Source organism: Pauljensenia sp. 20925_1_34, assembly GCF_041432775.1.
Lineage (GTDB): Bacteria > Actinomycetota > Actinomycetes > Actinomycetales > Actinomycetaceae > Pauljensenia.
On the sequence record NZ_JAPWAG010000001.1, the window covers coordinates 159888 to 183371 of the forward strand.

20 protein-coding genes and 1 tRNA gene are annotated in these 23484 nt (G+C 66.5%); 1 reads left to right on the forward strand and 20 read right to left on the reverse strand.

What is annotated here, in order from left to right; all coding sequences use genetic code 11:
- The first annotated feature begins 42 nt into the window (after positions 1-42).
- Positions 43-116, forward strand: a tRNA-Leu gene (locus O3669_RS00715).
- A gap of 134 nt (positions 117-250) precedes the next feature.
- On the opposite strand, the gene O3669_RS00720 is transcribed toward O3669_RS00715, so the two are convergent.
- The 20 genes from O3669_RS00720 to O3669_RS00815 all read right to left on the reverse strand — a co-directional run bounded on the left by O3669_RS00720 (position 251) and on the right by O3669_RS00815 (position 23448).
- Entirely contained in the window at positions 251-466 is a 216-nt protein-coding gene (locus O3669_RS00720) for a hypothetical protein (RefSeq protein WP_314769414.1), read from the reverse strand.
- Positions 467-712: 246 nt separating this feature from the next.
- The gene (gene pyk / locus O3669_RS00725) at positions 713-2152 is read right to left on the reverse strand and encodes a pyruvate kinase (RefSeq protein ID WP_314769415.1); all 1440 of its coding nucleotides are present in this window, start codon (positions 2150-2152) and stop codon (positions 713-715) included.
- A gap of 123 nt (positions 2153-2275) precedes the next feature.
- A complete protein-coding gene (lgt, locus tag O3669_RS00730) occupies positions 2276-3271 on the reverse strand; it encodes a prolipoprotein diacylglyceryl transferase (RefSeq protein WP_314769416.1) in 996 nt (331 codons plus the stop codon).
- On the reverse strand, positions 3268-4077 hold the full coding sequence (trpA, locus tag O3669_RS00735; RefSeq protein WP_295917815.1) for a tryptophan synthase subunit alpha: 810 nt from the start codon (positions 4075-4077) through the stop codon (positions 3268-3270). Before trpA ends, lgt begins: the two co-directional genes overlap by 4 nt.
- Before the next feature lies 1 nt (position 4078).
- Positions 4079-5374, reverse strand: coding sequence for a tryptophan synthase subunit beta (trpB, locus tag O3669_RS00740; protein ID WP_295917816.1), 1296 nt, complete (start codon positions 5372-5374; stop codon positions 4079-4081).
- The gene (gene trpC, locus O3669_RS00745) at positions 5374-6222 is read right to left on the reverse strand and encodes an indole-3-glycerol phosphate synthase TrpC (RefSeq protein WP_314769420.1); all 849 of its coding nucleotides are present in this window, start codon (positions 6220-6222) and stop codon (positions 5374-5376) included. The genes trpB and trpC overlap by 1 nt, the downstream gene beginning before the upstream one ends.
- Before the next feature lie 88 nt (positions 6223-6310).
- Positions 6311-7876, reverse strand: coding sequence for a chorismate-binding protein (locus tag O3669_RS00750; protein WP_295917821.1), 1566 nt, complete (start codon positions 7874-7876; stop codon positions 6311-6313).
- A gap of 67 nt (positions 7877-7943) precedes the next feature.
- Positions 7944-8636 (reverse strand): A24 family peptidase, encoded by a 693-nt coding sequence (locus O3669_RS00755; RefSeq protein WP_295967190.1) that lies wholly within the window; start codon positions 8634-8636, stop codon positions 7944-7946.
- Positions 8633-9505 carry a shikimate dehydrogenase gene (locus tag O3669_RS00760; RefSeq protein ID WP_314769424.1) on the reverse strand — a complete coding sequence of 291 codons (873 nt, stop codon included), beginning with the start codon at positions 9503-9505 and terminating at the stop codon, positions 8633-8635. The genes O3669_RS00755 and O3669_RS00760 overlap by 4 nt, the downstream gene beginning before the upstream one ends.
- A 2-nt stretch (positions 9506-9507) precedes the next feature.
- Positions 9508-11127: an endolytic transglycosylase MltG gene (gene mltG, locus O3669_RS00765; protein WP_371523238.1), complete on the reverse strand. Its 1620-nt coding sequence runs from the start codon at positions 11125-11127 to the stop codon at positions 9508-9510.
- Complete coding sequence (gene ruvX / locus O3669_RS00770) at positions 11124-11612, reverse strand: Holliday junction resolvase RuvX (RefSeq protein ID WP_314769427.1); 489 nt, start codon at positions 11610-11612, stop codon at positions 11124-11126. Before ruvX ends, mltG begins: the two co-directional genes overlap by 4 nt.
- Positions 11609-14317 (reverse strand): alanine--tRNA ligase, encoded by a 2709-nt coding sequence (alaS, locus tag O3669_RS00775; RefSeq protein WP_371523240.1) that lies wholly within the window; start codon positions 14315-14317, stop codon positions 11609-11611. The genes ruvX and alaS overlap by 4 nt, the downstream gene beginning before the upstream one ends.
- Before the next feature lie 119 nt (positions 14318-14436).
- Complete coding sequence (gene rpsD / locus O3669_RS00780; RefSeq protein ID WP_009056277.1) at positions 14437-15060, reverse strand: 30S ribosomal protein S4; 624 nt, start codon at positions 15058-15060, stop codon at positions 14437-14439.
- 125 nt (positions 15061-15185) lie between these two features.
- Positions 15186-16529 (reverse strand): replication-associated recombination protein A, encoded by a 1344-nt coding sequence (locus O3669_RS00785; RefSeq protein ID WP_371523242.1) that lies wholly within the window; start codon positions 16527-16529, stop codon positions 15186-15188.
- A gap of 10 nt (positions 16530-16539) precedes the next feature.
- Positions 16540-17982 (reverse strand): type IV secretion protein Rhs, encoded by a 1443-nt coding sequence (locus O3669_RS00790; protein ID WP_371523291.1) that lies wholly within the window; start codon positions 17980-17982, stop codon positions 16540-16542.
- A gap of 216 nt (positions 17983-18198) precedes the next feature.
- Complete coding sequence (locus tag O3669_RS00795; protein WP_371523244.1) at positions 18199-19248, reverse strand: hypothetical protein; 1050 nt, start codon at positions 19246-19248, stop codon at positions 18199-18201.
- A 291-nt stretch (positions 19249-19539) separates the two neighbouring features.
- Entirely contained in the window at positions 19540-20334 is a 795-nt protein-coding gene (locus O3669_RS00800) for an ABC transporter ATP-binding protein (RefSeq protein ID WP_371523246.1), read from the reverse strand.
- A 4-nt stretch (positions 20335-20338) separates the two neighbouring features.
- Positions 20339-21385, reverse strand: coding sequence for a FecCD family ABC transporter permease (locus O3669_RS00805; RefSeq protein WP_371523247.1), 1047 nt, complete (start codon positions 21383-21385; stop codon positions 20339-20341).
- Complete coding sequence (locus tag O3669_RS00810) at positions 21382-22380, reverse strand: FecCD family ABC transporter permease (protein WP_371523249.1); 999 nt, start codon at positions 22378-22380, stop codon at positions 21382-21384. The genes O3669_RS00805 and O3669_RS00810 overlap by 4 nt, the downstream gene beginning before the upstream one ends.
- A gap of 39 nt (positions 22381-22419) precedes the next feature.
- Complete coding sequence (locus O3669_RS00815; RefSeq protein WP_295917845.1) at positions 22420-23448, reverse strand: iron-siderophore ABC transporter substrate-binding protein; 1029 nt, start codon at positions 23446-23448, stop codon at positions 22420-22422.
- Positions 23449-23484: the final 36 nt, after the last annotated feature.

Genomic DNA, 23484 nt, shown 5'->3' on the forward strand with positions numbered 1-23484 from the left:
GGTGTGCCGAGCTGTTCTATTGTGGACCTCGCACACGCGAAAGCCCCGATAGCCCAACTGGCAGAGGCGGTCGGCTCAAACCCGGCTTGTTGTGGGTTCGAATCCCACTCGGGGTACCGCCATTTGAGTACGCGATCTATCGTACCGGCAAACGGGTACTGGCGCGACGCTGGAACCATTATTGATACGAGTAGTTTTCGCAGGCGAACAGGGGCCGACAAGCAGTGCTTGTCGGCCCCTCGCCGTATCTTTAGGCAACCACGATCAGCTCGAGACCGAGGTACTCGGCTGCCGCTCCCCTGCGGGTCGGCTCGTCGAGATCCGCGATCGCCTGCTTGACCCTCATGTCGTGGAAGTCGGCAAACCACGGCTCAACGGCTCGCGAGAGCTGACCGACCTCCAGGTTGTTGGCCACGCGACCAAACAGAGTGTCATGGACCGACACGGTCCGGATGTTCGTATTCATTTCTTCCTCCATCTTCCATTGTGGGCGCGCGGAAACGTGCTTCATTCGCACGGGCATTCCAACAAACGCACCCGCAGCAATCTGCTGCCTTCCATCCCGTCTTTGGAACGGCATCACACGTCTAAACGTGCATCCGAGTACTTTATTCCACCGTTGTCATTTTGTCCATGCGAACAACATCACATCGCTACAAACAACTGTGGGGTGCCGGCCAGGCCAGCACCCCACAGTCGACGCGTCTAGGAGTTAGCGTGCGCCGCCGATTGCGTAATCGGCTTCGTCACCCACCTCGTGGATACGCAGCATGTTCGAGGAGCCGGGGATGCCCGGGGGCATGCCTGCGACGATGACGAGCTGGTCGCCGATCTCGGCCAGTCGGGAAGACTGGACGACCTGATCGAGCTGCCACACCATGTCATCCGTGTGCCGAACCTCGGGGACGCGGTATGTCTGGATGCCCCACGACAGGGCCAGACGGCGGCGCGTCGACTCGAGCGGCGTGAAGGCCAGCATCGGGATCGGGCGGCGCATGCGCGAGAGCAGGCGGGCCGACGTGCCGGACTGGGTGAAGGTCACCAGGTAGCGGGCGTCCATGTGTTCTGCGATGCGGGCGGCCGCTTCGCAGATGACGCCTGCGCGGTCGGCGAAGAAGCTGGGAATGGACGCGATACGCTCGCCACCGTTCTCTTCGGTGGACTCGATGATCGCTGCCATCGTGCGCACCGTCTCGATGGGGAAGGCACCCACCGAGGTCTCGCCGGAGAGCATGACCGCGTCGGCGCCATCGAGGATGGCGTTCGCACAGTCGGAGGCCTCGGCGCGGGTCGGGCGCGGGTTCTTGATCATGGAGTCCATGACCTGGGTCGCCACGATGACGGGCTTAGCGGCAAGACGAGCCAGCTCGATCGCACGCTTCTGAACAAGCGGCACGGCCTCGAGGGGCATCTCGACGCCGAGGTCGCCGCGGGCAACCATGATGCCGTCAAAGGCCTCGACAATCTCCTCCAGCGCCTCGACGGCCTGGGGCTTCTCGATCTTGGCGATGACGGGGATACGCTTGCCCATCTCGTCCATGATCTCGTGGACATCCTTGATGTCTTTGGCGGAACGCACGAAGGACAGCGCGATGAAGTCGGCGTCCTGCTCGATACCCCAGCGCAGGTCCTCCTTGTCCTTTTCAGACAGGGCGGGCACGGACACGGCGACGCCGGGCAGGTTCAGGCCCTTGTGGTCCGAGACCACGCCGGGAACCTCGACGCGGGTCACGACGTCGGTCTCGGTGACCTCGACGACGCGCACCGCGACGTTACCGTCGTCAATCAGCAGGCGGTCACCGGGAGCGCAGTCACCGGGCAGGCCCTTGAAAGTCGTACCGACGAGTTCCTTGGTGCCGGGAACGTCGCGGGTCGTGATGGTGAAGGTGTCACCGATCTTGAGTTCCTGAGGGCCATCCTGGAACGTCTCCAGGCGGATCTTGGGGCCCTGGAGGTCGACGAGAACCGCGATCGCACGGCCGGACGTCGCAGACGCCTTTCGCACGCGCGCAATGACGGCCTCGTGTTCCTCAGCCTTTCCATGCGACCGGTTGATACGCGCGACATCCATGCCGGCGTCCACCAGCGCCTGGAGCTGCTCAGGGGTTTCAGTGGCAGGTCCAATAGTGCAGACAATCTTAGCTCGACGCATGAACCCAAGTTTACCGCCCAGTCACACGGGAATCACCAAGGAGCTCCGCGCGGCTGACGTGATTATTCCCATGAATAACCGCAGGTTGGGACCTTGGACATAGCTCCTGGCCAGCGGGTGCCGTCAGTGGCGCTCCCCCGCTTCCTCAGACGTTTCCTTGTGGCTCTCGTCTCCGTCGTCTTCCTCGTCGGCTGCGTGAGGGTCGTCCGCCTCGATGTCCGAGGCCGTGGTCGCCTCCTGCGCACCGTCCTCGTCAGGCGCTTCGGCGCCTGCGTCATCTGCCTGTTCGTCGGCAACCGCCACCACCTCGCGCGGACGATCCAGACGTCCGGCAATCAGGTAGACAGCAAGGCCCAGAGCGAAGACGGCCAGGGAGGTCCACACGTTCAGGCGCAGGCCCAACACGGTGTGCGCATCGTCGATGCGCAGCATCTCGATCCAGCTGCGCCCGGCCGTGTAGATCATCAGGTACATGCCGAACAGCTGCCCAGCCGCGAAGCGCCGACGACGGTCGAGTGCCACGATGAGACCGGCGCCGGCCAGGTTCCACAGGCTTTCGTAAAGGAAGGTCGGATGGAAGAGCGTGCCCACGGGGTAGCCCACCGGCAGGTGGTACGCGTCGATCTGGAGGCCCCACGGCAGCGTCGTCGGGCCACCGAACAGCTCCTGGTTAAACCAGTTGCCCCATCGGCCGATCGCCTGGGCGACCAGCAGGGCGGGTGCCAGCGAGTCAGCGATGGGCCCGAGAGTGACGTTGGCTCGTTTGACCGCGATGAACGCGCCGAGCGCGCCCAGGGCGACGCCACCCCAGATGCCGAGGCCGCCGCGCCAGATCTGAAAGGCCAGCATCGGGTCCCCACCGGGGCCGAAGTAGGCCTCGGGCGAGGTCACGACGTGGTAGAGGCGCGCGCCAACGACGCCCAGCGGGATCGCCCACAGGGCCGTGTCGTAGATCGTGTCGGCATCGCCCCCGCGCGCAACGTAGCGACGCGCGGTCCACCACACGCCGACGACCATTCCGATGGCGATGATGATGCCGTACGCGCGCAGCGGCACGGGGCCGAGATACCATACGCCCTCGGAGGGTGAGGGGATTCCAGCAGCAGCGAGGATGGTCACGCGCGAGCTCCGGTCACTCCGGCCTTGAGCTCGCGGGCGAGCTCGCCCAGCGCCTTCAGGCCACGGTCACTGTCTTCCTCGAAGAGGGTCTTGACCAGCGCCGATCCGACGATCACGCCGTCCGCGTAGGCGCCGATCTCGCGGGCCTGAGCACCGGTCGACACGCCGAGGCCGACGCAGACTCGCTGCGCGCCCGCCGCGCGGGTACGCGCAACGACGTCGGCGACGTGCTCGCCGACCGCCGCACGCGCTCCGGTGACGCCCATCGACGAGGCCGCGTACACCCAGCCGCGCGAGTGCTGGGCGATCAGCGTGAGGCGGTGCTCGGGCGAGGAGGGGGCTGTCAGGTAGATGCGCTCCAAGTCGTACTTGTCCGAGGCCGCCTCCCACTGCGCGCCCTCCTCGGGCGGCAGATCGGGAGTGATGAGGCCGGAACCGCCGACGGCTGCGAAGTCCTTGGCGAAGCGTTCAACGCCCCACCATTCGACGGGGTTCCAGTAGGTCATGGAACACGTCGAGACGCCGTAGGAGGTCAGCTCATCCACGGCATGGAACAGGTCCTCCAGGTGCGTGCCACGCTCCAGAGCGGCGACAGTTGCGCGCTGGATCGTGGGGCCGTCCATGCCCGGATCGGAGTAGGGGAAGCCCAGCTCGATGGCGTCAACGCCGACGTCCGCGAGAACCTTACCCGCGCGGATCGAGTCCTCGACCGACGGGAAGCCCACGGGCAGGTAGGCGATCAGCGCGGCGTCGCCGCGCTCCAGGGCGGCGTCGATTGCGACGGCGGAATGGGGGGCTCGCGTCATCTCACTTCTCCTCGGTCTGGTCCAGGACGGCCACGCCGGAAGGCCCGGCGCTGGGGTCGATCACCTGCAGCTTCGCGTGTCCATAGCCGAACCAGCGCGACGCGGTGTCCACGTCCTTGTCGCCGCGTCCCGACACGGTGACGATGACGATGGGCTCCTCGCCCGGCGCGAAGGGGCCTTCGGCCTCGGCCTTTGCTCGGGCCCACGCGCGCACCCCGGCGAGGGCGTGCGAGGACTCGATGGCGGGGATAATGCCCTCCGTGCGCGACAGGTGCAGGAAGGCCTCCATGGCCTCGGCGTCGGAGACGGGGATATACGAGGCCCGCCCCGATCGGGCCAGCCACGCGTGCTCAGGGCCCACACCCGGATAGTCGAGGCCCGCCGAGATCGAGTGCGAGGCCTTCGTCTGGCCATCGCGCTCCTGCAGGACAAACGTGCGCGCGCCGTGGAGCACACCGACCTGGTCGGCCGTGATGGAGGCGGCGTGGCGTCCGGTCTCAAACCCGTCGCCCGCGGCCTCGCAGCCCAGCAGTTCGACGCTCGGGTCATCGATGAAAGCCGTGAAAGAGCCGATCGCGTTGGAACCGCCGCCCACGCAGGCCACGACGACGTCGGGCAGACGCCCCTCGGTGGCCAGCAGCTGGGCGCGCGCCTCGTCGCCGATCACGCGCTGAAGGTCTCGCACGAGCTCCGGGAAGGGGTGCGGGCCAGCGGCCGTTCCGAAGATGTAGTTGGTCGTCTCGACGTTGGTCACCCAGTCGCGGAACGCCTCGTTAATTGCATCCTTAAGGGTTGCGGACCCGGCGGTCACCGCGATGACCTCGGCGCCCAGCATCTGCATGCGAGCCACGTTGAGAGCCTGACGTTCAGTGTCCTCGCGGCCCATGTAGATCGTGCACTCGAGGCCCAGCAGCGCGGCCGCCGTCGCGGTGGCCACGCCGTGCTGCCCAGCGCCAGTCTCGGCGATGACGCGCGTCTTGCCGAGCTCCTTGGTCAGTAGCGCCTGTCCCAGCACGTTGTTGATCTTGTGCGAGCCCGTGTGGTTGAGGTCCTCGCGCTTGAGGAACACGCGCACGCCGCCCAGGTCGGCCGCGAAACGCGGGGCCTCGGTCAGCAGGGACGGACGGCCCGCGTAGTTGACAAACAGGTCGCGCAGACGAGCCTGGAAGGACTTGTCCCGCCACAGGCGCTTCCACGCCGCGTCGACCTCTTCGAGAGGACCCATCAGGGATTCGGCGACGAAACGACCGCCGAAATCACCGAAATAGGGGCCGGACACAAAGTTGTGCGCGCTCATCACTTTCCTTCTTTCAGAGCAGCGGCCACGCGGGCCTTGCGATCCGTGCGTAGCGCGGGGTGCTGCCCGGCGCTCACCATGTCCTGGATGGAGGCGCGCGGGTCGCCCGAGGTCACGAGCGCCTCGCCCACCAGGACGGCGTCGGCACCCCACTTGGCGTACTCGAACACGTCGTGGGCCTTGGCCACGCCCGACTCGGCGACGGCGACGACGTCCTGCGGGATGACGTCGATGACCTGCTCGACGGTCGAGCGGTCGACCTCCAGAGTCTTCAGGTTGCGAGCGTTGACACCGATGATCGAGGCACCCGCCTCAAGCGCGCGCAGTGCCTCCAGGCGCGAATGGGTCTCGACCAGCGCCTCCATGCCCAGCGAACGCGTGCGCTCCAGCAGCGACACGAGCGCATTTTGCTCCAGGGCCGCCACAATCAGCAGCACGAGATCCGCGCCGTGAGCACGCGCCTCGTGGATCTGATAGGGCGTCACGATGAAATCCTTGCGAAGGATCGGGATATCGACCGCGGCGCGCACCGCGTCCAGATCGGCAAGCGAGCCGTGGAAGCGCCGCTCCTCGGTCAGCACGGAGACCACGGAGGCTCCCCCGGCCTCGTACATCGAGGCGAGAGCCGCAGGATCGGGGATCTGCGCGAGCGCACCCTTGGACGGGGACGAGCGCTTGACCTCCGAGATGATCTTGACGGCGCCGTCGCGGCCCCGCAGCGCGCCCAGGGCGTCCTTCGCCTCGGGGACGGCCTGCTCCATTTGCTTGACACGGCTCAGAGGCACGCGGTCCTCGCGCTCTTTCAGGTCCTCGAGGACCCCCGCAATAATGTCATCAAGAACGCTCACGACGCTCGCCTTTCACCGAAAAACAATTGGACATCATCAAGGCTAGCGAATAAAGCGCAGCCCCGTGACCAGCGTCCGGCCGCGCGTGTCACGACAGCGCGGTCAACGTCGAGGCTCGAACGACGGACTCGACGGCGGCCGCCGCCTTGTTGCGCGACTCCTCGTACTCGAGGGCGGGCACCGAGTCCGCGACCACGCCGGCGCCGGCCTGCACCGAGGCCACCCCATCCTTAAGCGCGGCCGTGCGGATCGCGATCGCCAGGTCCGCATCCCCCGACAGGTCGAAGTAGCCGACGACGCCGCCGTACACGCCGCGCGCCGCAGGCTCGAAATCGTCGATCAGCTGGATCGCACGAGGCTTGGGCGCGCCCGAGAGGGTACCCGCCGGAAAGGTCGCGACCAATGCATCGAGGGCGTCCGCGTCGGGGCGCAGCAGGCCCGTGACCGTCGAGGAAATGTGCTGGATATGCGAGTAGCGCTTGAGCTCCATGAGCGTGGCGACCTCCACCGAGGCGGGATCACAGACCTTCGACAGGTCGTTGCGCGCCAGGTCGACGAGCATGACGTGCTCGGAGAGTTCCTTCGGATCCTCCAAAAGCTCGGCGGCGAGACGATGATCCTGCGCCGAATCCGCGCCGCGCGGGCGCGAGCCGGCAATCGGGTAGGTCCACACGCGCCGACCCTGCGCCTTGACCAGCGTCTCCGGGGAAGAACCGACGACCTCGTAGTGCCCGCCGCGTTCGTCGGGCAAATCCAGGTAGTACATGTACGGCGAGGGGTTGACCGTGCGCAGGACGCGATACACGTCGACTCCGCTGGCGTCGGTGGCCACGTCCAGGCGCTGCGACAGCACTATCTGGAAGGCGTCGCCGTCGGTAATCGCGCGCTTGGCCGCGTTGACCGAAGACTCGAAGTCCGCGCGCTGCGTACGTTCACGCACCGCGGGGGGCTCCTGACCGCTCACGCCCAGGACGGCGGGAGCGATGGGCGAGGCCAGCTGAGTCGTCATAGCGTCAAGACGCTCGATCGCACGGTCGTAGGCGCCGTCGACGCCTTCGTCGGAGCCGTTGAGGTTCCAGGCGATCGCCATCAAGTACACGGAGCCGGTCGAGTGGTCGATGGCCGCGACCTCCGTGGCCAGCACGAGCGTCGCGTCGGGAACGTCCGCTTCCTTGGGCGCGGTGGCCGCCAGGGTCGGCTCCCACTCGGGAATAATGCCCCAGCCCAGCGAGCCGACGAGTGCGCCGGTCAGCGGAGGCAGGCCCTCAATCGGCGAGGCGGCGAGCTGCTCCAGGGCAGAGTGCACGACCTCCAGGAACGTGCCCTCCTCACGAGCACCTTCCGGGTGGGATCCCACCCAGCGGGCGCGACCATCGCGTGCAACGATCGCACCGGCGCTCGAGGCGCCAACGAAAGACCAACGCCCCCAGGAGCCTCCGTGCTCCGCGGACTCGAGGATGAAGCTGCCGTAGTTGCCGTGAGCGAGCTGACGATAGACGCCGACCGCGCTCAGCTCATCAGCGAGAACTCGCCGAACAACAGGGATCACGCGCCTCGACGCGGCAAGCGAGACGAACACGTCACGAGGTGGCCACGTCTGACCCCATTCGAGGCTGACAGGCTCGGACTGATGCGAAGGCGTCGAAATACTCACCGTGTCATTGTCCCATCCCGGACTCTCTGAGGCCCGACGGGTCCACGATGAGGCCAGTGATACTGGCCTACAGCCAGTCGGGAACGACACCCCAGGCGATCGTGCCGACCAGCGCGGAAGCGATCATCCACGGGCCCATCGGCACCCGAGACTGCGTGCCGGCCCAGCCGACGACGATCTTCCACAGGGCCGCGACTCCCGCGGATACGAAGGACAACGCCAGGGCAAAGACGGCTGCGTTCAGTCCGACAGAACCAACCATGGCGCCCAGAACGGGCGCAAGCTTGACGTCGCCGCCGCCCATTCCCCCGGGCAGTCGATTCAGGAGCGCGATGGGAATGGTCCAAATCAGCGCGCCGAGGACGAAGCCGATGAGGCGTTGCTCCCACATCGGCGAGATGAGACTTCCGATGAGGGCACCGGCCACGACGCCGATGCCCATCACCGCCGTGTACTTATTCGGCAGGCGATGCGTGCGGGCGTCGACGTAGGCGCTCAGCGCGCCGATCATCGCGACCGTCATGACGGCCGGTATGCCCGGGCGCATCTGGGCGCCCACGAAAAAGAGCGCACCGAAGATGCCCGCGCACCACACGATGGCGTTGCGCGTCAACGGCGTCTGGGTAGCCTCTACGAGATAGCGCCGCTGTACCTTCCAGCCAGAGCGCCACAACCACGCCAGGATGATGATCCACGTCAGAAAGCCGGACACCAACGACAGATCGGCGCTGATGCGGGGAGGGAGCCAGTCGACGATCACGGACGCCGCCCTCCGGGGCCCTGGCGCGCACGACGCTCCAGTTCTTCTTCGAGAGCGTGGCGCATGACGGACGGATCGGGGCTGTGCCCGGTCATCAGCTGAACCTGCGCGGCCCCCTGGTACACGAGCATGTCGGTGCCCTCTGCGATCACTCCCCCGGCGCGCTCGAAGGCACTGCGCAAAGCGGTTCGCCGCGGTGAGTAGACGACGTCAAGGAGGACCTGTCCCTCCCGGGGCGCCACAGCCTGCGCGAACGGGTCAGCCACGCCCGCGGGAAGCGTCGAGATGATCACGTCGGCCGCGCGCGCAGCACGTTGAACCGACGCTGTGTCCGCCCACATAACCTGCTCGACGTTCACGCCGAGGCGAGAAGCCGCCGCGATAACGGATCCCGGTCCACCGAAGCGGCGCGCCGCCACGCAGCTCGTCGTGATGCCGAGTTCGCCGAGCGCCGCCAGCGCCGACGAGGCCGTGGCACGCGCGCCAAGCACCAGAGCGCTCGACGGCATCGGGACGCCGCCCTCGGTGCAGGCACGCCGGATCGACGACGCGATGCCGGTGACGTCCGTATTGAACCCGGCGAGCATTCCCGCCGAGGGCACGACCGTGTTGACGGCTCCCACTGCGCTCGCAAGGGGATCAATCGCATCGAGGAGCGGCATGATCGCCTGCTTGCAGGGCATCGTGACGGACAGTCCCCGGAAGGAGTCGTCAAGGCCGGCGACGAAGGAGGGTAACGATTCCTCCCCCACCTCGACGCGGCGGTAGTCCCATCCGTCGATCCCGAGTTGCCCCCACGCCGCCCGGTGGATGACCGGGGACAGCGAGTGAGCAATCGGGGATCCGATGACTGCGGCCCACGCGCTCACCGTTACTGCCCGCACTGTACTTTGTGCCGGGCGCAGTACGCGTCCAGTTTGGCCTTATTCGCCTCGTGCTCGGCGGCAGTGGCTGCAAAGACCGTCTCACCCGTGTTCAAGTCGATGGTCACGAAGTACAACCAGTTACCCTCGGCCGGATTGAGCACGGCCTTGATGGCGTCCACGCTCGGCTGATTGATGGGCGTGGGCGGCAGGCCCTGGTTCAGGCGCGTGTTGTAGGGGTTGTCGTTGTCGAGGTCCTCCTGGCTGGGCAGGCCGGACTCCTTGCCCACACCGTAGAGCGTGGTCGAGTCCATGCCGAGAACGCCCTTGGTTTCACCGTCGGTGTCGACGAGGCGATTTTCGATAACGCGTGCAACCTGGGGCATGTACTTCTTGTTGCTGCCCATCTCGCCTTCGACGATCGAGGCCTTGATGAGGACCTCCTCGCGATCGGCGGGGGCCACCCCAAGTCCGTCGAGTTCGTCGATTGTCGCCTTGACCATACGGGCGAGCACCGTGGTCGGCGTGTCGTCCTCGCCCACCTCGTAGCTACCGGGCGCCAGCCATCCCTCAGCGCTGCCCTTGGCCTCTGCGGGCAAGCCGATGCCCTCGGTGTCCGCGAGCGCCTTATCAACCTCTTCGCTGCTGACGTCCATCACCTCGACGATGCGCTTCTTGACCACCGAGAGTCGCTCCTTGGACAGGACGGTCACGTTGGAGGCGACCCGGTTCATCGGGTCAAGGAGTACGGCAAGGGCGTCCGCGGCGCTCATTTCAAGCTTGAAGCGGTAGGTGCCCGGGTTGATGGCGCGGGCAGCGGGGTTCTTCTCGTATTGACGCACGAAGGCACCGACGGATTTGACGACGCCAGCGTCGTAGAGGGCACTGCCGATGTCGCGTCCCGTCGACTGGTCCGCGATGGTAACGAGGACTTCAGTGGTACCCGGACCCGGGTAGTCATCGGATGCCGTGGTCGACCCATTGACCAGCTGCGAGTACGCGACGTAGCCGGCACCGCCGACGAGACCGATGACGAGGAGCAGAACAAAGAAGGAGCGGATGGCACGGCGGCGCTTGCGGCGCCGTGCAGCTCGCCGTTCGCTGGCGATCCTGCGCGAGCGCATGCCGGTAGTCTCCGACGGCACCTCGGTGCGCCTGCGATGAGAACGGTCGCCAGCCCCGCCGTTGATGAGGTCATCGAAGCTGTAGTCTGCGGCACCGTCATGCTCAGGCTCGGTGGCCTCCTCGGCGACCGCGGCGCTGGGCGTCGGGGTCCCGGCCAGCGGGGTCGGGGTCGGATCGGACGAGGTTGGGGTGGCCGTGCGGATCCCGCGCTCCGGGGTGGACGTCGACTCGGCAGCGTCAGCCTGCTCCCACGCGCGCGCCAGGGAGTGCGCATGGTCGCCCGAACGAGAGCGGAACCTGGATGCACCGCGCACCGGAGTGGGCGTGGGGTCAGAAACTGGCGCCCGGTCGGACGTTGGCACTGCGTTCCCGCGCACCGGAGTGGGCGTGGGATCGGATGGCGTCGAAAGCGATTCCTCGTTGGGAGCGTCGGAGTAAACCTTGGGCTGTCCGGAGTGAATCTCGCGGCGTGAGCGGAAGGGATACTTGGGGGGCGTACTCATTCGTTCGCTCCTTCACTGGTGTCGAGGATGATCTCCTCCCCCGGCGCCCGTCCGCTCATGCGTTCGAGTTCCAGGGCCTGTTCAAGGATGATCTGCGCCGCAACCTGATCGATGACGCTGCGGTGTTCATGTTCCGGGATGCCAGAGGCACGTAGGCGCGCATGCGCCTGGTTAGATGTCAGACGCTCGTCGACCATCGCGATGCGAACCTCGGGCACGAGCTTTTTGAGGCGGCGCGCGTACTTGCGCGCTCCCTTGGCGGAGATTCCCTCCCCACCGCGCAGGTGCCGAGGCAGACCCACGATGACCTCGATGGCCTCGTGGCTCCCAACGATGTCGGCGAGCTCGGTGAGGTCCGACAGGTCGGGAGCGCGGGTCAGCGTCACGACCGGCATCGTGAGGATGCCGTCAGGGTCGCACCGGCTGACGCCGACACGCACGGTGCCGACGTCCACGCCGATACGGATTCCCCTGCGAATGCTCACAGAGCCTCAATCTCCGAACGGATCGCGTCAAGCGCGGCCGGGATGCCCTCGGGCTTCGTGCCGCCACCCTGAGCGATATCGTCGCGGCCACCGCCGCCACCGCCCATGTGCTTGCCGACGGCGCGCACGAGCGCGCCCGCCTTGACGGCGGCCTCGCGGGCGGCCTGGTTCGTCGCGATCACCAGGGATGGCTTGCCACCGACAACACCCGCCAGCGCCACGACGGCGCCACGATCGTTGCCCATGCGGTCGCGCACGTCCAGGGCCAGGGTGCGCAGCGCATCGGCCGAGGGCATCTCGCCCACCGCGCTGGCAACGAGGCTGATCGCTCCGACGCGCTGAGCGGATTCCGCAAGCTCGGCACCGCGGTGCAGCGCCTGCTCGGTACGGATCTTATCCAGCTCCTTCTCGGACTCGCGCAGCTTGGCCAGCAGGGATTCAATGCGCTCGGGCAGCTCGTCGGCGCGGCCACCCACCAGCTGCGAGAGCTGGGAGACGAGCGCGTGTTCCTTCGCCTGGAACTCGTACGCGCCGGTGCCGACAAGAGCCTCGATACGGCGAACGCCGGAGGCCACCGAACCCTCGCCAAGGAGGGTCACGCGGCCGATGTGGCCGGTCGTGGGTACGTGTGTACCACCGCACAGCTCACGGTCGAAGCCATCGCCGATTGTCACAACGCGAACCTCGGAACCGTACTTTTCGCCGAAGAGAGCGATTGCGCCCATCTCCTTGGCCTTCTCGATGCTCATGACCTCCGTTGTGACGGGGAGATCCTCAGCGAGCTTCTCGTTAACAAGAGCCTCAATGTCGTTCAGCTGGGATCCGGCAAGCGCGCTCGAGTGACGGAAGTCGAAGCGCAGGCGCGACGGCGAGTTCTCCGAACCCGCCTGATCCGCATGCTCGGACACGACATTACGCAGGCCTGCGTACACCATGTGCGTCGCGGTGTGCGCACGCGCAATCGCGAGGCGGCGCTCACCGTCGATCTCGGCGTAGGCCTTCTCGCCCACCGTCATGCCGCCCTCGGTCAGGGTGCCGCGGTGCACGCTCAGGCCTCGGATCGGTGCCTGCACGTCGTGAACCTCGACGACACCGCCGCCGGCGAGACGAATCGTGCCGTGGTCGGCCAGCTGGCCACCCATCTCGGCGTAGAAGGGGGTGCGATCGAGGATGACCTCAACCTCGGCGGGGGCGCTGGCCGCAGGGGCCTCAACGCCGTCGACGAGGAGGGCCTGGACCGTGGCCTCACTGGCCTGCTCCGTGTATCCCAGGAACGTCGAGCCGCCGCCCATCGCCTTTTCGATGTCGTGGAAGATACGCACGTCCGTGTGGCCGGTCTTCTTCGAGCGCGCGTCGGCGCGAGCACGCTCCTTCTGCTCGGCCATAAGTGTGCGGAAGCCCTCCTCGTCGACGGACACGCCCTGCTCGGCGGCCATCTCGAGGGTCAGGTCGATCGGGAAGCCGTAGGTGTCGTGCAGCGAGAAGGCCGACTCACCCGAAATCATGGGCGCGCCCTTCGACTCCTTCGCGGTGGCCACGGCGGCGTCCAGGATCGTGGTGCCGGTGCTCAGAGTGCGACGGAAGGCCTCTTCCTCCGCGTAGGCGACCTCAGAGATCGTCTTCCAGTTGGTCTCCAGCTCCGGGTACGAGGCCTTCATGGCGTCCTTGGACGCGGTCAGCAGCGTCGGCATGGTCGCCTCATCAACACCGAGCAGGCGCATGGAGCGGACCGCGCGACGGATCAGGCGGCGCAGCACGTAGCCGCGGCCGTCGTTGCCCGGGCGCACGCCGTCGCCGATAAGCATGAGGGAGGAACGCACGTGGTCGGCCACGACGCGCATGCGCACGTCGTCGTCGTAGGCGGCCCCGGCCTCAGGACCGGCGGCGCCCAGGCCGTAGCGCTTGCCGCTCATCTGCATCGCGGCGTCGATGACGGGGAAGACCTCGTCGATCTCGTACATGTTGGGCTTGTCCTGCATGACGAACGCCAGGCGCTCCAGGCCCGCGCCCGTATCAATGGCCTTCTTGTCCAGTTCGCCCAGCAGCGGATAGTCCTTGCCGACGCCCTCGCCGCGCATGTACTGGTCGAACACGAGGTTCCAGACCTCGAGGTATCGGTCGCCGCCCGGGTCCACCGCGCCACCCACGGCCTCGGGGCCGTAGGCGGGGCCACGGTCGTAGTGCCACTCCGCGCAGGGGCCGGCGGGGCCGGGCTGGCCGGTGTCCCAGAAGTTCTCCACGCGCGGCAGGCGCACGATGTGCTTGGGGTCCATGCCGACCTGCTTGGTCAGCACGTTGAAGGCTTCCTCGTCCTGATCCCAGATCGTCACCCAGAAACGATCACCGTCGAGGCCGTACTTGCCCTCGTCGCGCGAACCCGTCAGCAGGTCCCACGCGAAGTTGATGGCACCTTCCTTGAAATAATCGCCGAACGAGAAGTTACCGTTCATCTGAAAGAACGTGCCGTGGCGTGTGGTCTTGCCAACGTTGTCAATGTCGTTCGTACGAATGCACTTCTGCACCGAAGCGGCCCGAGGCCACGGGGCAGGTTCAACGCCCATGATGTAGGGAATGAACGGAACCATGCCCGCGATCGTGAAAAGGATCGAGGGCTCAGGGGAGACCAGAGAAACGGAAGGACAGATCTCATGACCCTGCTTCTCGAAGTAATCGAGCCAACGGGTGCGGATTTCAGACGTACGCATAGTGCCCCATGTTAGTCGGTACCCACCCGTTGAGGCACATCGGCACGCATATGCGAACTGTGGGATAAAGAAAACCGTGCCCCCGAGCAAGGAGCTCGGGGGCACGGAATTGACAAACGTCAGCGCGAGTAGTGCTCGACGACCATCTGCACGTCGACGGTCACGGGGACCTCGGCGCGCTTGGGGCGACGAACCAGGGTCGCCTTGAGGCGGGACAGCTCGACGTCCAGGTACTCGGGGACGGCGGGCAGCACGTCGCGGTGAATACCCTCAGCGGCGATCTCAAAGGGAACCGTGGTCTGCGACTTGGGCTTGACCTGGATGGTCTGGCCGGGCTTGACGCGGAAGGAGGGACGGTCGACGATCTTGCCGTCGACGAGGATGTGACGGTGGACGACCACCTGGCGGGCCTGCTGGATCGTGCGTGCGAAGCCGGCGCGCAGGACCAGGGCGTCCAGACGCATCTCGAGCAGCTCGACCAGGTTCTCACCGGTCAGGCCGGCGGTGCGGCGGGCCTCTTCGAAGGCGCGGCGCAGCTGCGACTCACGGATACCGTACTGAGCGCGCAGACGCTGCTTTTCCTTCAGGCGGACGGCGTAGTCGGAGTCCTGGCGGCGGCGGGTGCGGCCGTGCTCACCGGGGCCGTAGGGGCGCTTCTCGAAGTAGCGGACGGCCTTGGGGGTCAGGGCCAGGCCCAGGGCGCGGGACTCGCGCACCTGCTTACGGGAACGATTCGTTGCCATGAAATCTTCTTCCTGTTTCTCATGTCATGTCGGGGCGGATCCCCGACATGGGGCCAACTCCAGTACCCGAGTGGGTTCATCGGCTAAGGCCCCAGGTGCCCGCGTGAGCGGACAACTGTTCCATCCTAGCGTCTTTTCAGCAGATTGCGAATGGCACCGAGTCGCTTCGTGAGCATCGCCTCATGCCCGTTCTCGGTCGGTTCGTAGTAGTGCGTCCCCTCCAGGTCGTCGGGAAGGTACTGCTGGGGGGCCACGTGATGGGGATAATCGTGGGCGTACAGGTAGCCCTCCCCGTGCCCCAGCGCCTGCGCTCCGGCATAGTGAGCGTCACGCAGGTGCTCGGGCACCGCTCCCCCACGCCCCTTTCGAACGTCCGCGAGGGCGCGATCGACCGCCAGGTACGTCGCGTTGGACTTGGGCGCAGTCGCCACAGCCACGACCGCCTGGGCGAGGAGCAGGCGCGCCTCGGGCATGCCGATGAGAGCCACACCCTGCGCGACCGCAACGCACGTCGACAGCACCTCCGGCGCCGCCATGCCGATCTCCTCAGAGGCCGCGATCATGATGCGCCGCGCAATGAAGCGGGGGTCTTCCCCCGCCTCAATCATCCGCGCGAGGTAATGGAGGGACGCGTCCACGTCAGAGCCGCGCATCGATTTGATGAAGGCACTGGTCACGTCGTAGTGCTGATCGCGTCCCCACCGCACGAGCGCCTGGTTCGCGGCGGCCTCAACACTGGCCACCGTGATCTCGCCGGAACCATCATCACTGGCCGCCCCGGCAGCCGCCTCGAGAAGCGTCAGGGACTTACGCGCGTCCGACCCAGCCAGCCGCACGAGGCCAGCCACGGCCTCGTCGGTGATCGAAAGCCGACCGGCCAGGCCACGCTCATCGCTCAGCGCTCGCCGGATAAGACCCTCAAGATCCTCGGGCCCCAGAGGATGCAGCGTCAACAGCAGCGATCGTGACAACAGGGGCGCGATGACCGAAAACGATGGGTTCTCCGTCGTCGCGGCCACCAGAACCACCCAGCGATTTTCGACCGCGGGCAGAAGAGAATCCTGCTGCGACTTCGAGAAGCGATGCACCTCATCAACAAAGAGGATGGTTTCCTCGCCTCCGTTTGCGAGCGTTCGACGGGCCGCATCGACCACACGGCGAACGTCGCTCACGCCCGAGGACACCGCCGACAGCTCGACAAAGCGGCGGCCCGACGCGCGCGCGATCAGGTAGGCGAGAGTCGTCTTGCCAGTCCCGGGTGGCCCCCACAAGACCACCGAGGACACGGCGACCCCGTCGCGTGACTCGGGAGACAGGAGCCGACGCAGCGGCGCTCCCTCACCCAGGAGGTGCGCCTGACCAACGACCTCCTCCAAGCGCGAAGGCCTCATACGAACGGCGAGGGGCGCACCCGCGGAAAACGCGGGCACGCCCAACTCGTCGAAAGATTCAGAATCGAACAGATCCATGAAACCTAGCTTACGTCAGGGTGACTCCATCCGAGGTAGACCCAATCTTCGGTCCGGACAGAACCTGCAGGACGACGAGGCCACCGAGAATCAGCATGCACGCGCCGGCGCCCAGCAGATACCCGTTGAGCCCTTCAGACTCATCAACGCCGTTCGAGGCCGACAGAACCTCCGCGTGGAGCTTGAACGAACCGGAGGCATCCACCGGCGCACCCGCGCCAGCTGCCGCGACAGTCGACGCGACCTTGAACTCGGCCCAGCCGACGAGCTGGTGCGAGCGGTTCGCGACGACGACCTTGTAGTCGCCCATCGGCAAGCCCGTCACATCCATCGTCACCTGGTTGCCGTTTTCAACCTGGAGCCAGCGAGCCTCACCCGTCTGCATGATGTTGGCGCTCACCCACTCACCGGCAACCGCCTTGTCTGCGGGGACGTTGATCGTCAGCTGGCCGCCCGTGAAGGCGGCGCTCACGCCACCCTTGTTGGCATCGGTGAGCTGAGACTCGTCCGAGATCGGAGACACGGGGGTGTCCGAGGGCTGGGTCGCGTTGGCCGAAGCGGAGGGGGTCGGCGAAGGAGTCGCCGACGCCGACGGCGAGGGCTGAACGGGCGGGAGCTGCGGGTCGTCAGGCTGCGGAGCGGGAACGGGGATCACGCTCGGGGCAGGCTGGGGATCCGCGGTGGGCACAGGCTGCGGCTCGGGCGCCGGATCAACGGTCGGCTCAGGCTGCGGCTCAGGCGCCGGATCAACGGTGGGCACAGGCTGCGGCTCGGGCGCCGGATCAACGGTGGGCACAGGCTGCGGCTCAGGCGTCGGATCAACGGTGGGCACAGGCTGCGGCTCGGGCGCCGGATCAACGGTCGGCTCAGGCTGCGGCTCAGGCGCCGGATCAACGGTCGGCACAGGCTGCGGCTCAGGCGCCGGATCAACGGTCGGCTCAGGCTGCGGCTCGGGCGCCGGGTCAACGGTCGGCTCAGGCGCCGGATCAACGGTTGGGTCGGGAGTCGGCTCCGGGGTGTACGGCTTGTACACCGTGACGGAGTAGCTCACGTTCTCAGCAAGGGTCTCGTCGTCCTTATAGGTGACGATCGTGATGCGGTGATTCGTGCCGGGTTCCCAGGTGACGCCCTCGATATTGTTGGTGCCGTTGGGCACGGGAACAATCATCGTGTAGCTATTGAGGGGAACCGCCTTCCACAGGTCGTTCGCGGTCGGGGTCACGATCTCGCCGTGACGTTCAAACGACGGCGGATCGTTCGGTGTCACGCGGCCGTTGTCCAGGATGACTCCCCAGTACCCGGTCTTGCCGTACTTCGCTTCGAAGTCGAAGGCATCCTCGAGAGTGACGAGGAACGTAGTGTTCGGGATGACGTAGATACTGTCATCTGCGTGTGCACGCGCGGTGAAACCGGGAATGGCAAACGCGACCGCGCCGAAGAGGCACAGGGCCATGAGCACGCTCATTACCCGGCTGCGGCCGATAAACCCTCGTGCGGCGAGGGCGGATGTGGGCCGTCCGTGCTGCATAACGGTTCTCCTTAGGAACTTAATACTCAGAAGATATTGTCTGATAACCAGAGTAACAGGTGTGATGCCTGTATGGGAAGCGCGAACACGCACCATGCGGTTAATCGTGACCGCATTGGCATGACAGGAAGATGGGCCAGTCTACTGGAGGCCGCCGTGCGGCTTGCGCACAATACTGACCGTGACGATGGCCCCGAGCAGAGCAAGCAGGCCCCCACCTGCGAGAATCCACCCGCTCAGACGCCCCTCCTCTTCGCGGGCGGCCTGCTGGGTGGCCTGCTGATCCTGATGAGCCTTCGGTCGAATCTCGGAGGCGGACACGACCTGCGGAGAGGTAGAGGTGGACGCCTCGGGGGTGGGATCGTCGGAACTATTGGAGCCGAAGCCACTGCCCGAGGATCCCGCGCGGCGCGACGGGGCGGCGGATGACGAAGGGGAGGGCGCGGCGCCGGGCGCAGAGGACGAGGCCGGGGCATTGCTCGCCGAATCGGCCGCGGGCTGAGCGGGCACGGAAGGACCATCCTGCTGTGTTGACGCATTAACCTCCTCGGGGGCAGGAGCAACGGGGGCGTTCGGAAACGCCGGTTCGCCCGGGACGTCGGGAGCCGGTTCGGCCGGAGCAACCGGATCGGCCGGATCGGGCTCATTGACCGACAGCGAGCACGCCTGTACACCCGCGGCGGCGTCGACGACGCTGACCTGGACGCTGACATAGGTTCCGCTCACACCATCGCCGATGGCGACCTGATGGCTCTCGCCCACGGCCCAGGCAGAGGGGACGGGGATATCACCGGAGAAGGCGCCCTCTGAGTTGACCTCGAGAACGGCCCACGCACTCCTGTTGCGCGCCACGCCGGTCGGGACCCATTCGGGCAGCTCCATGTCAGCACCGCGCTCGACCGCGCCATCATCGAGCGTGACGACGACGAACCCGCGCGATTGGTCCGTCCCCGCGGTCCATCCGCGACCTTCTAGGTACAGGGACTCACCCGCATGCACAACCGAGGAAACGAAGACGCTGGCCTCACCCTCCGATTCAACCAGGCACGAAGCGGCGGGAACCTCTGGAGTGTCATCACTGTAAGCCGGTACCGCGGTCGCGAACATGCCGACGACGATCGACGCTGATGCGGTCAGCGCAAGCAGGGACATATGCAGTCCCCTGTTGCGCGAATGCGACCGTGTCGTCATGCGTGTTGCTTCCTTCTCTTGTGGATAATTTTAGCAAATCTGCCCAATTGGGAACAGATCCTTTATGTCAGTGTTCGGGTAACTAACGACTGTACGCACAATAGTATTACCTCGCGTCCGCAACGCAATTGCGAGCAACAAGCAAATTCATGGACCACTGCATTAAAAGGCCATTTTACCGGGAAAAGCAAGCCCTTTCACCTAAAATTGTGAGGTATATTATCGGACAACTGTTGTCGGACATAACCTCTTGGTCAGCATTTGAGACTATGAAAGACATTCCCCACCCCGCTAACGACGGGGCACCACCAGAGGCGCACCTGTCTCAGGATCAGGGATGACGACGCAGGGCACGTCGAACACACTCTCGATGAGCTCAGGAGTCACAACCGTGCCCGGCGCCCCCTGGGCGATAATTCTGCCTTGCCTCATACACACCAGGTGCGTGGCGTAGCGGAACGCAAGGTTCAAGTCGTGCAACACCGCGACGATCGTTCGCCCCTGGCGTTGCAGCCGTTGCGCAAGGCGCAGCACCTCCAGCTGGTGATTGAGGTCCAAGTAGGTCGTCGGCTCGTCCAGCAGCAAAATATCCGTCGACTGCGCCAGAGCCATCGCAATCCATACGCGCTGGCGCTGCCCACCGGAAAGCTCCCCGACCCTTCGCCCCGCCAACGCACTCACCCCGGCGTCGCGCATCGCCCCAGCCACGGCCTCGTCGTCGACCGCGCTCCACTGGCGCACGAGGCCATGGTGAGGGTAGCGGCCACGCGCCACCAGGTCCTCCACGAGCATGTCGCCAGGAGCGACCGACGACTGAGCAAGGAGGCCAAGCCGACGCGCCAGAGCCTTCTGATTCATCGTGCCCAGCTCGACCCCATCCAACTCGACGACGCCCGAGCGCGCGCCCAGGACGCGGGCGAGGCAGCGCAGGAGCGTCGACTTACCGCACGCGTTTGGGCCGACAATGACGGTCAACTCCCCCTCTAAGACGTCGAGGGACAACCCCTCCAAGATCGGCGCATCCTTCCCGTAGCCGACCGTAATCTCGCGGGCCGACAGCCCGCTCGCACCACTGTCACGTCCCATGACCTCACCTCACCTCACGAACCAACAAGAACAGGAGATACACGCCTCCCACGACGCCGGTGACCACGCCAACCGGCAGCTCGTGGGGCGCTAAGAGTCTTTGCGCGACCACGTCAGACACGAGCACGAGGAGGCCTCCCAGGACTGCCGATGACGCGAGCCCCACTCCCCCACCTCCGCACAGGCGACGGGCCACGTGAGGGGCAGACAGAGCAACGAAGGCCACCGGACCCGCAACCGCCGTCGCAAGCGACACCAAGACCATCGCCGTGGCAATGAGCAACACTCGAAGCCTGCGCACGCGAACGCCCAGGCCAGTCGCGACATCGTCTCCCATCGCGAGCAAGCCAAGCGGCGCCGTGCAGGCCGCGAGCGGTAACGAGACAGCGAGGAGGACAACGACGAGCACGCTGACGCGAGGCATCGTCACCCCCGCGAAGGAGCCGGCGCTCCACAGCTGGGCGCGCTGGGCAGCCTCCAGCGGGGCCTTGACGATGAGCAGGGAATTAAGGGCGCGCAGCGCGGCCGAGCAGCCGATACCGACGAGCACGACGCGCACACCCGTGACACGCACGCCGCCCGCACACGCCACGATGAGAGCCCCCGAGGCCAGGCCACCGATCAGCGCGCCCGCGGAGGTGGTCGCCGGGTTGGCGCCCAGCACGATGATCGCGACGAGCGCACCGGTCGCACAGCCCGTCGACAGCCCGACGATGTCGGGACTGCCGAGCGGGTTGCCCGACAGGGTCTGGAAGATTGCACCCGCCACACCGAGCGAGCATCCCACCGCCACCGCCGCGATAACGCGGGGAAGACGGACAGATTGGACGAAGTACACGCCCAGGAAGTCATCCGTGGGGCCGCCGTCTCCCACGAGGCGTCGCAGCGACTGCTCGACGCTGAGCCCGTAGTCTCCGAGCGTCAGCGAATACAGGGCAAGCGCGAGAAGAGACAGAAGTCCGAGGCTCACGACGAGCGCACTGCGCCGGTGCAGGCGCACGGAGAATGACGCGTTCGACAGGAGCGCGTAGCGGCTGGAGGATTCCCTCATGACATTCCCTTCCCGCGCGCACCCAGGACAAAGAAGGGGGCGCCAAACAGGGCGACGACGACGCCGACGGGAACCTCCTGCGGGGCCAGCACCAGCCGCGAGGCAACATCGGCGGCGCACACCCACGCGGCACCAACCACCGCAGACCACACGGCAATAGCACCCTGGCGAGCACCGACCACGCGACGCACGAGGAGGGGCACAGCGAGACCGACGAAGGTCAGGGGCCCACCCAGCGCGGTTGCCCCGCCCGCCAGAGCCGTGACAGCCAAGGTTGCCAAACATCGGATCAGGCGCACGCGGACCCCCAGTCCGAGCGCCGCATCGTCGCCGAGGGTCAGAACGCCGAGCGCGGAGGTCAGCAGCGCGCCCAGCACCGCCCCGCAGGCGATGATGGTGCCCGCCCAGATCAGCGAGGCCATGTCCACGCCTTCGAGGGATCCCGAGACCCAGTAACGAAACTCATTGAACGCGAATTGATGACCGGCCAGGACAGCCTGCGTCAGGGACGCGAGCGCAGCGGAGACGGCGATGCCGGCCAATGCCAGGCGTGCCCGCGAGCCCGCCCCGCCGCGACCGGACAGCATAAAGACGAGCGCGGCCGCCACGCCCGCTCCGACGAGCGCTGCACCCATCGTCACCGCGCGCGTCGATACACCCGCCACTGCGGTTGCCACGACGACGAGGAATGCCGCCCCGGCGTTGACGCCGAGCACGCCGGGATCAGCCAGCGGGTTGCGAGTCACGGCCTGCATGATCGATCCAGCGAGCCCGAGGGCAGCACCGATCACGAGCGCGGCAAGCGTGCGGGGTACGCGCAGCGAGAGCACCACCCGCGCGTCCTGGGTCTGGCCGCCGTAGCGAAGCGCGTCCCACACGAGGGCAGGTTCAATGTGCCGCGACCCCAGCGCCAGCGAAGCAACGATGATGAGGGCAAGGACCAGCGCCGCCACGGCGCAAGCGGTGGCGGCGCTGGTCACGCTGCGGGCTCTCATGTCAGGCCCGCGCCTGATCGGGCGCGCTCATCTCCAGCGTCAGGACGCCGGGACAAACTGGGCTTCGATGGAGGAAACGATGCCGTCCATCAGGAGGTAGCCGCCGGTGGAGGTCCACAGGGAGCCGTCGACGGGGATGACGTGGTCGGCCTGAACGGCACGAAGCGAATCAAAGCCGACGGTCGACTTGGCTTCCTCGAGGGCAGCCGCCGACGCCTCAACGCCCGTGCCGCCGCCCGCAGAGGGGTTGTTGACCGAGGACTTGCCCAGCGTGCCGAAGAAAATCCAGTCCGCGTCGATCTGGTCGATATTTTCCAGCGAGACCGGCTCGGAATGGCCCTCACCGTCGCGGTCCTGGTTCGCGGGGCGCTTCATGCCGAGCGCGGTCAGCGCCTGGCCGGCGGGCAGCTCCTTGAGGATCAGGCCCGCGCTGTCACCCTGCCAGCGCACGACGGAGTAGGTCTGGTCGAGGTATCCAGCGTCCTTCAGACGGGCGCTGACGGAGGCAACGTGCTTGTCGAATTCCGCGAGCTTGGTCTCAGCCTGGTCGGCAACGCCGAGCGCGTCGGCCGTCAGGGTGAAGGTCTCGCGCCAGTCGCCGCCCTTTTGCGTGGTGAAGAAGACGGGGGCAATCTGGCCCAGAGCGCTCAGGGTTTCGCTGTCGTTGTCCTTCACCGACGTGCCGTCGACGAGGATCAGGTCGGGGCGGGCCGCCCCGATCGCCTCCAGGTTCGGCGCGCCAATCGAGCCGAGGATCGGGATGTCACCCGCGCGATCGGCCAGGTAGTTGGGGACGGTGGTCTGGCCGCGACCCGAGACGACACCGACGGGAGTCACACCGAGAGCGAGCGCGTTATCGGTCGTCGGCTCAGACAGCGTCACAACGCGAGTCGGATGGGCCGGGAGGGTCACCTCCTGCCCGGACGCGTCGGTGACGATGCGGGTCTGGGCAGCGTCAGCCGGATCGGAGGACGAGGCCGGGGTGGGCGAGGTGGAGGAGCAAGCTCCCAGGGTCAGGGCCGCCAGGGCCACGGCCACGATGGCGCGAACTCGTATCGACGTGTGCACGTGTTCCTCGTTTCGTCTAGGTCACGATTAGGACAT

What these genes read in the sequence shown, in the direction of transcription:
- pyk (WP_314769415.1), bottom strand. Translation starts at nt 2,152, where the DNA reads ATGCGTCGAGCTAAGATTGTCTGCACTATTGGACCTGCCACTGAAACC.
- O3669_RS00790 (WP_371523291.1), bottom strand. Translation starts at nt 17,982, where the DNA reads ATGGCCCTGTGCCTCTTCGGCGCGGTCGCGTTTGCCATTCCCGGTTTC.
- O3669_RS00795 (WP_371523244.1), bottom strand. Translation starts at nt 19,248, where the DNA reads ATGACGACACGGTCGCATTCGCGCAACAGGGGACTGCATATGTCCCTG.
- rpsD (WP_009056277.1), bottom strand. Translation starts at nt 15,060, where the DNA reads ATGGCAACGAATCGTTCCCGTAAGCAGGTGCGCGAGTCCCGCGCCCTG.
- O3669_RS00785 (WP_371523242.1), bottom strand. Translation starts at nt 16,529, where the DNA reads ATGGATCTGTTCGATTCTGAATCTTTCGACGAGTTGGGCGTGCCCGCG.
- trpB (WP_295917816.1), bottom strand. Translation starts at nt 5,374, where the DNA reads ATGAGCGCGCACAACTTTGTGTCCGGCCCCTATTTCGGTGATTTCGGC.
- mltG (WP_371523238.1), bottom strand. Translation starts at nt 11,127, where the DNA reads ATGAGTACGCCCCCCAAGTATCCCTTCCGCTCACGCCGCGAGATTCAC.
- O3669_RS00810 (WP_371523249.1), bottom strand. Translation starts at nt 22,380, where the DNA reads ATGAGAGCCCGCAGCGTGACCAGCGCCGCCACCGCTTGCGCCGTGGCG.
- trpA (WP_295917815.1), bottom strand. Translation starts at nt 4,077, where the DNA reads ATGACGCGAGCCCCCCATTCCGCCGTCGCAATCGACGCCGCCCTGGAG.
- O3669_RS00720 (WP_314769414.1), bottom strand. Translation starts at nt 466, where the DNA reads ATGAATACGAACATCCGGACCGTGTCGGTCCATGACACTCTGTTTGGT.
- O3669_RS00805 (WP_371523247.1), bottom strand. Translation starts at nt 21,385, where the DNA reads ATGAGGGAATCCTCCAGCCGCTACGCGCTCCTGTCGAACGCGTCATTC.
- alaS (WP_371523240.1), bottom strand. Translation starts at nt 14,317, where the DNA reads ATGCGTACGTCTGAAATCCGCACCCGTTGGCTCGATTACTTCGAGAAG.
- O3669_RS00800 (WP_371523246.1), bottom strand. Translation starts at nt 20,334, where the DNA reads ATGGGACGTGACAGTGGTGCGAGCGGGCTGTCGGCCCGCGAGATTACG.